We start from the raw sequence: 6,686 nt of genomic DNA on the forward strand, positions 1-6,686 counted from the left end.
CATTCTGTACAATTGCAGCTTTTTGAACCAGAGAATTTGATTCAATGAAATCTTCTTCGGACTTTGAGATTATTGACCCACTTATTAGCACGAGACCTACACCAAATAATATAGTTCGTACTATGATTACAGCATAATCTCCGCCCCCGTAGACTTTTACAAAACGAGCACTAATAGAAAGTGCAAATGGAACTGAAATTGCAAGAAATATGAAGTCTCGAACATGGTAAATTAAAAGCATATTGAATGCAAAGAAAAACCAGTTTTTAAAGGAGCTTTTCAACGTTAACGAAACGATCTTAAATCCATGATAAACGGCAAACATTGTTGCGATTAAAACTACCGTGTCCTTAGAGATTCCAGAACACCAGAAGTTTACGGAAGGAAGGAATAGAATACCTAAAGCAAGATACTTTTCGTTGCAGAATTTGTACTCTCGTACGAGCGAGAATAATCTCCAAGAAGAAATTGTGGCAAAAGCTGAAATTATTATAGTAGAAGCCAAATAACTTTTGAATGTAAAAAAGGTCAGGAATGATAGTAATTTACACACAAAAAAACCTTCGGATTCCTTGTAAATCCAACTTGGGGGATAACCCGTTTTAGCATCGAAATAATGTCCAATGCTATTGAAGTCTGGTTCAGTCGTTAAGTTCTCGAAAAATAGTTCTGGAGATTCTAAAAATAAGTTATTTAGAGTTGTGGCACCGTCATAATATGCTGTAGTATCACCACCACCATAATAGAATATGTAAAAAAGTGCGAACCCTACACTAGATACTATTTTCATGTACAGATTGGGCATGAAATATTTGTAGTGCGGAGTGTTTGTTTTTGAGTTTCGAATGCCATATGCGATGACGATAATAATTACCAGCCAAATTATGGTTGGTAAAATGTCAGTTGATAAGAAGTACTTTGATTCCGCCAATTATGTCGTTCGTTTGTCGAATTTACAATAATTTCTCTTGATTATTGATGATGATACGGTTCGCCTTTGAGAATTGTTAACGCACGGTAAACTTGCTCAAAGAAAAGCATCCGAATCATTTGATGTGAAAAAGTCATTTCTGAGAGACTGATCTTACCGTCAGCTTTAGAATAAACTTCTTCTGAGAGTCCATAAGCGCCACCAATTATGAATACCAATGATTTGCCTCCTTGGTTGAATCTTTTTTGAATGAAAGTGGAGAATCCTACTGAACTGAATGTCTTTCCTTTTTCGTCTAATAAGTATACCTGTTCTCCACCTGATAATTTTGAAAGGAGCTGCTTCCCTTCTTCAATTTTAACTTGATCCTGTGTTAATTTACGTGCATTTTTAATGTCTGGCAATTCTATTTTATCCACTGGGTAGTAGTGCTTAAGGCGTTTTAAATATTCGTTTTCGCCTTCAAGTAAAAATGATCTTCCTGTCTTGCCAATACAAATAACTTTAATTCTCATCTGGCGAATTTAATCAATCACATTCTAATCGAATACATTAATAGCTTTTGGAACAATGTTTTCGGCATAAATTTTGTAGGTTTGGGAAAGTATCAAAACAACTATAATTGTGGGGTTAATTTATACTTTAGTGACAATAGTGATGCTTTCCGTGCCTTTCGGTTCAGTAGAAAGTGCGTTTAAATCTGGAAATTCTAAAGGATTAGTTTCTCTCAGTAAAGAAAAGATTTTGATAAATGTCGATGGTTCAGAAGGAGTGTATAGTAAGGCTCAAGCTACTCTCGTACTAAAGAAGTTTTTTACAAAATATCCGGCCAAATCATTTAAGTATATTCATAAGGGAAAAGGATCAAGTGAAGGGGCTTTCGCAATTGGAACATATAAAAGTGGCAGTTCAGAGTTTAGAGTGACCATCCATTTTAAGAAAATTAATGGCTCGTTTAAGGTTGAAAGTCTAGCTATTGAAAAATAACATCAAAAAAAATCATTTTTCTTATTGATTTCACCTTATTTTTGATCTATGATAGATCAGATAATAAAAAATGCCCTTGCTGAAGATATTGGAGACGGAGATCACTCTTCAATTTCATGTGTTCCTCAGGATGCAATTGGTACAGCTAAGCTCATTGTAAAACAAGATGGAGTGATAGCTGGGATCGAATTGGCCCAGCGCATTTTCAAAACCTATGATTCATCATTAAGTATTGTTACTCATATTCGAGACGGAGAAAAAGTGAAAGTTGGCGATATTGCTTTTGAAATTTCAGGAAAATCAAGGTCAATATTAAGTACAGAGCGATTGGTACTTAATTTCATGCAGCGAATGAGTGGCATTGCCACAAAGACAAGTCAGATTGTTGGCTTAATTGATGGAACGAACGCTAAATTGCTAGATACGAGGAAGACAACACCAGGAATTAGATACATGGAGAAATGGGCAGTTCGAATAGGTGGGGGGTATAATCACCGATTTGCACTTTACGATATGATCATGCTAAAGGACAATCATATTGATTATGCCGGAGGCGTTTCGCAAGCTATAACCAGAGCGAATGACTATTTATCTGAAACTGGACAACAATTAAAAATTGAAATCGAAGTTCGAAATATGGAAGAATTGGATGAGGTTCTTTCAGTTGGAAAAGTGGATAGAATAATGTTAGATAATTTTACTCCTCAAGAAATCAAAGATGTTTTACCTCGAATTCCTGATTCAATTGAAACCGAAGCCTCGGGTGGAATAACGGAAGAAACAATTAGATCGTACGCGGAAACAGGTGTTGACTTTATTTCTGTCGGGGCATTAACCCACAGTTTTGAAAGTTTAGATATGTCGTTAAAGGCAAGTTTTGAGTAATGCTAATCATCTAGCAGGTCAGGATTCTTTGGCTTAGCGTTTGATAATTGAGCTGGAAGGAAGAATGAAACTCCCAATATGACCAATCCGGTTACAATAATGTAGAAAGCGTAAGTCCATCTCATAAGGAGAAAAACCAATCCTATGAATAGAATTATAGAACCTGACCAATAAACAAAATTGTAAACTGGGTGGTGCTTCCCTGATTGAAAAGCCAAAAGATTAAGACAAAAACCGACCGCTCCGGAACCTATAAAAATATACTTTGCCATTAGAATCGAGATTAATCCTCTTCCGATATCCGTGAATAAAAAAATAGCCATCAAAAACGAGAGACCAAAAGCAGCTCCTGCAATTGTTCTTATTATTGACATATTTTGATCTCTTTTACTCATTTACTTCTTCAATATAGGATTTTATATCTAATAGAAAATTGATATCCTCTTCTATCTTGTTCCCAATGACAGCAATATTTGCTCCAGCCGCATGAATTTGTTGGATTTGTTCTAAAGTTCGAATTCCGCCACCAACGATCATTGGAGTATTAAGTTTATTCGCTTCCTCAATTACTTTAATTGGCACGTGAGATATTGCACCACTTCCAGCGTCAAAATAAAGAAGTTTTTTCCCTTGAAGTATTCCTGCTTTGGCTGTGTTAATTATGATACTCATCTTATCACCTGGAATTGGGGTCGTTTGACTTACATAAGCGACTGAAGAATTAGTTCCCCCTTCAATTAAAATATAACCTGTAGGCAGCACTTCGATGTCCATTCTATATACTTCACTTGCTGATAAAACATGATGTCCAATTAAGAAATCAGGATTCCTACCTGAAATAAGACTCAAATAGAGTAGGGCATCTGCCTTTCCAGATATTTGATGCGAAGACCCAGGGAAGATGACTAATGGAATTTTAGAATTTGATTTAATGAAATCAATACAATTGATAAATTCTTCTCTCGTCACTGTGCTTCCTCCAACAAACAGATAATTTACATTCGCGAAAATTGCCTTTTTCAAGATCTCCGAAAGTTTGGTGGTGTCAGTACATTTTTCGGGATCGATCAAAATTGCTATTTGACCTTTCTTCGAAGATATTTTGTTTAATATATTATTTGTTTCGTTCAACCTCATCTGTATTTATGGTTATAAACATTCCGTTGCGCTCAAATATATCCAATTTCACATAAAGTTCATGATCCGGGTTAATAATGGTTCCGCTTAATAAACCGTCTTCAGTTTTCGAAAGAAGAAGTTCTTCGATAAACAAAATCTCTTTTCTACCTGCTAATTTGTAAAGAGCCTCCTTTGCTGACCATAATTTAGTGACTACATCAGGATTTGTGCAATCGAACAACTGCATTTCTCTTTCGGACAAAAATTTCGATTTGATCTTGAGGATGTTTTTCCTTGGGAACTCTATGTCTAGCCCAACGCTGTGATTCTTATTTATTGCCAGTCCAACTGTGTCACCAGAATGACTAACAGAAATAAAACCTTCACCTTTAATAAATGGTGCGCCATTAGGGTCATAGAGTATTTGATCAGCCCCAAGGTTTCTACACCTTAATATTCGAGTAGCCACAAATTCTCTCTTTCGCCCAATATTTTTGAAGGTGTGATATCGCTCAATTTCAATTGGAGTAAGGTTTTCAATATAAGATGAGGGATCAAAGTCTTCATACGTAAGTAAGAAAATCTCAGTGGTATTACATTGTATTCTATTTGTTTTGAAGTCCATTAATTAAGATGTATACAAAAGAACGAAAAATAGACGGAAATGATTAGACATGTATAATTGTTTTGAATTTGCATCTTAATAAGAAAATTAAAAGACTTTTACTTCATACATTTGTTAATACGGGTTAAAAGAATTGGCTTTTAAATATTTTTAACAAATAGCTATTAAGCTCGATTTTTTCTATATTTACGCGCTTTACTAGAGCAACTAGTTTTATATAAATAAACTGTACTTATGTTACGAAAACTTAACTTATTTCTGATAAGCTTCTTGCTTACAATGTCTTACGGGTTCTCCCAGACGGGTCTAGGTACCATTAAAGGTTCCATTATCGATTCTAAATCAAAACAGCCTATTGAAGGTGTGAAGGTTAAGATCAGTCTTAATGGTACTGTAAAAGCTGGTGCCTACTCTGATGAGAAGGGGAAATTTCAAATTAACTCAATTTCACCTGGTTCTTATGTTGTGAACATGAGTAATGATAATGCCGGTTACAAACCACTTCAATTAGAAGGTGTAATCGTAAGTTCTGAATCTATTACATTCCTTGATGATCAGGAAATATCAATAGCTAAAAGTGTTCTGGAAATTAGTGAAGTTACTGTCGTAGCATATAAGGTACCATTGATTGATAGGAATGGTGGTGCTTCAGGGGCAACAATCACTAGAGAAGATATCGCTAGACTTCCAGTTCGTTCTGCGGCAGGTGTTGCCAGAACAGTGGGAGGGATTAGTACAAATGAAGGGTCAGGAAGCATTAGTGTTCGTGGTTCTCGTTCTGATGGGACCTACTTCTATATTGATGGGATTAAAGTTCGTGGCTCTGCGAATCTTCCTAAGTCAGCAATTGAAGAGGTGAAAGTAATTACAGGTGGTGTTCCGGCCAACTACGGAGATGTAACTGGTGGGATTATTTCGATTACTACTAGGGGGCCTTCGGCAAAATACTTCGGTAGTATAGAGGGAGTAACTTCGGGGTTCTACTTCGCTGGTAAAGATCCGTTTGGTGAGCTCGCTGAAACAGAAGATTATACTGGTAAGGTATTCGGGTTTGATAAGTACGCATATAACCTAGTAGAAGGAATGGTCTCCGGTCCATTATGGATGCAGAAAGATTCAACTGGAGCCAGAACAAAACCTAGATTAGGATTTTTACTTTCTGTTAACTTGACTGATAGATTAGATACACGTCCATTAAGTGGAGGAAGTTATAGAATTAAGAAATCGGTTAGGGATGAATTGTTAGCTAATCCTCTTCGTCCTACTTCAACTGGACAAGGAACTTTTCACAATGCACTTTTCTTGAGATCAGACGATTTTGAGTCAACTCCTTTTAGAATGAATGCTAGAAACACGAATGTTTCAGCTCAACTTAAAGTAGATGTTAATACTGGACCATCTGTAAACCTTTCTTTTGGTGGATCAATGAACTATGTTTCTGGTAATAATTACTCTTATAGTAACTCACTATTGAACTTCTCTAATTTTGGAATTTCAAAATCTTTAGATTATAGAGTATTTGGTCGTTTAACTCAACGATTCCAAAATGATTCAGAGAACAGTTCAAAAATATCTAGTGCATACTACTCTTTAATGGTTGATTACACGAAAGAGAGAAATGACACGTATGATCCAAAGCATGGATATAATATCTTTAACTATGGTCACGTAGGAACATTCACTACAACAAGAGTTCCTTCTTATGCATTGAATCCTACTACAAATGCTTATGAGCATGATGGGTTTAGAGATGTTGAAGTTGCTTTCGAAGGATCTGAGACGAATTCATCTCTAGCGGCTATAACTTCTCAGTATTATAATATTTACGCTGGAAGTCCAGAAGATCACTACGAGAATTTATTCCAAATCCAACAAGGTAATGCATTGAGAAATGGTGATGCTCCTGGGAGTGTTTATAACATCTGGAGTAACATCGGAACACCTTATAATGGATTTAGTAAAACTGAAAATGACCAATTCCGTATAACAGGTTCTGGTTCTGCTAATATTGGTGATCACTCTTTATCTATTGGATTCGAATTTGAGAAGAGATGGGATAGAGGTTGGAGAAATGGTACTACTACAGGTGGTGGTGGTAACGGACCAATCGCAATTTTGACTATTGCCCGTCAATTAACA

8 protein-coding genes are annotated in these 6,686 nt (G+C 36.0%); 3 read left to right on the plus strand and 5 right to left on the minus strand.

What is annotated here, in order from left to right:
- Together HRT72_12750 and rlmH are read right to left on the minus strand one after the other, a co-directional pair.
- The coding region (locus tag HRT72_12750; protein ID NQY68575.1) for a hypothetical protein at window positions 1-790 on the minus strand (790 nt) is incomplete at its 3' end.
- A gap of 182 nt (window positions 791-972) precedes the next feature.
- Complete coding sequence (gene rlmH, locus HRT72_12755; GenBank protein ID NQY68576.1) at window positions 973-1,446, minus strand: 23S rRNA (pseudouridine(1915)-N(3))-methyltransferase RlmH; 474 nt, start codon at window positions 1,444-1,446, stop codon at window positions 973-975.
- Between the two features lie 109 nt (window positions 1,447-1,555).
- On the opposite strand from rlmH, the gene HRT72_12760 reads away from it, so the two are divergent.
- Window positions 1,556-1,918: a DUF4783 domain-containing protein gene (locus HRT72_12760; GenBank protein ID NQY68577.1), complete on the plus strand. Its 363-nt coding sequence runs from the start codon at window positions 1,556-1,558 to the stop codon at window positions 1,916-1,918.
- A gap of 48 nt (window positions 1,919-1,966) precedes the next feature.
- Window positions 1,967-2,803: a carboxylating nicotinate-nucleotide diphosphorylase gene (gene nadC / locus HRT72_12765; protein ID NQY68578.1), complete on the plus strand. Its 837-nt coding sequence runs from the start codon at window positions 1,967-1,969 to the stop codon at window positions 2,801-2,803.
- A gap of 2 nt (window positions 2,804-2,805) precedes the next feature.
- Here the strand turns inward: nadC and HRT72_12770 are convergent, their stop codons facing one another.
- Genes HRT72_12770 through HRT72_12780 form a run of 3 tightly spaced genes read right to left on the minus strand, consistent with a single transcriptional unit; the run spans window position 2,806 to window position 4,547 of the window.
- The gene (locus HRT72_12770) at window positions 2,806-3,198 is read right to left on the minus strand and encodes a hypothetical protein (GenBank protein NQY68579.1); all 393 of its coding nucleotides are present in this window, start codon (window positions 3,196-3,198) and stop codon (window positions 2,806-2,808) included.
- Complete coding sequence (locus HRT72_12775; GenBank protein ID NQY68580.1) at window positions 3,191-3,940, minus strand: geranylgeranylglyceryl/heptaprenylglyceryl phosphate synthase; 750 nt, start codon at window positions 3,938-3,940, stop codon at window positions 3,191-3,193. Before HRT72_12775 ends, HRT72_12770 begins: the two co-directional genes overlap by 8 nt.
- On the minus strand, window positions 3,918-4,547 hold the full coding sequence (locus HRT72_12780) for a 4'-phosphopantetheinyl transferase superfamily protein (protein NQY68581.1): 630 nt from the start codon (window positions 4,545-4,547) through the stop codon (window positions 3,918-3,920). The genes HRT72_12775 and HRT72_12780 overlap by 23 nt, the downstream gene beginning before the upstream one ends.
- A gap of 279 nt (window positions 4,548-4,826) precedes the next feature.
- Between HRT72_12780 and HRT72_12785 the strand changes: the two genes are divergently transcribed.
- Window positions 4,827-6,686, plus strand: a 1,860-nt coding sequence (locus tag HRT72_12785) for a TonB-dependent receptor plug domain-containing protein (protein ID NQY68582.1), incomplete at its 3' end; no start/stop codon positions are given.

The organism is Flavobacteriales bacterium (assembly GCA_013214975.1).
Taxonomy (GTDB): domain Bacteria; phylum Bacteroidota; class Bacteroidia; order DT-38; family DT-38; genus DT-38.

Bases quoted from the DNA above. Each gene is read 5' to 3' on its own strand.
- HRT72_12775 (NQY68580.1), bottom strand. From the start codon at position 3,940: ATGAGGTTGAACGAAACAAATAATATATTAAACAAAATATCTTCGAAG.
- HRT72_12780 (NQY68581.1), bottom strand. From the start codon at position 4,547: ATGGACTTCAAAACAAATAGAATACAATGTAATACCACTGAGATTTTC.
- HRT72_12770 (NQY68579.1), bottom strand. From the start codon at position 3,198: ATGAGTAAAAGAGATCAAAATATGTCAATAATAAGAACAATTGCAGGA.
- nadC (NQY68578.1), top strand. From the start codon at position 1,967: ATGATAGATCAGATAATAAAAAATGCCCTTGCTGAAGATATTGGAGAC.
- rlmH (NQY68576.1), bottom strand. From the start codon at position 1,446: ATGAGAATTAAAGTTATTTGTATTGGCAAGACAGGAAGATCATTTTTA.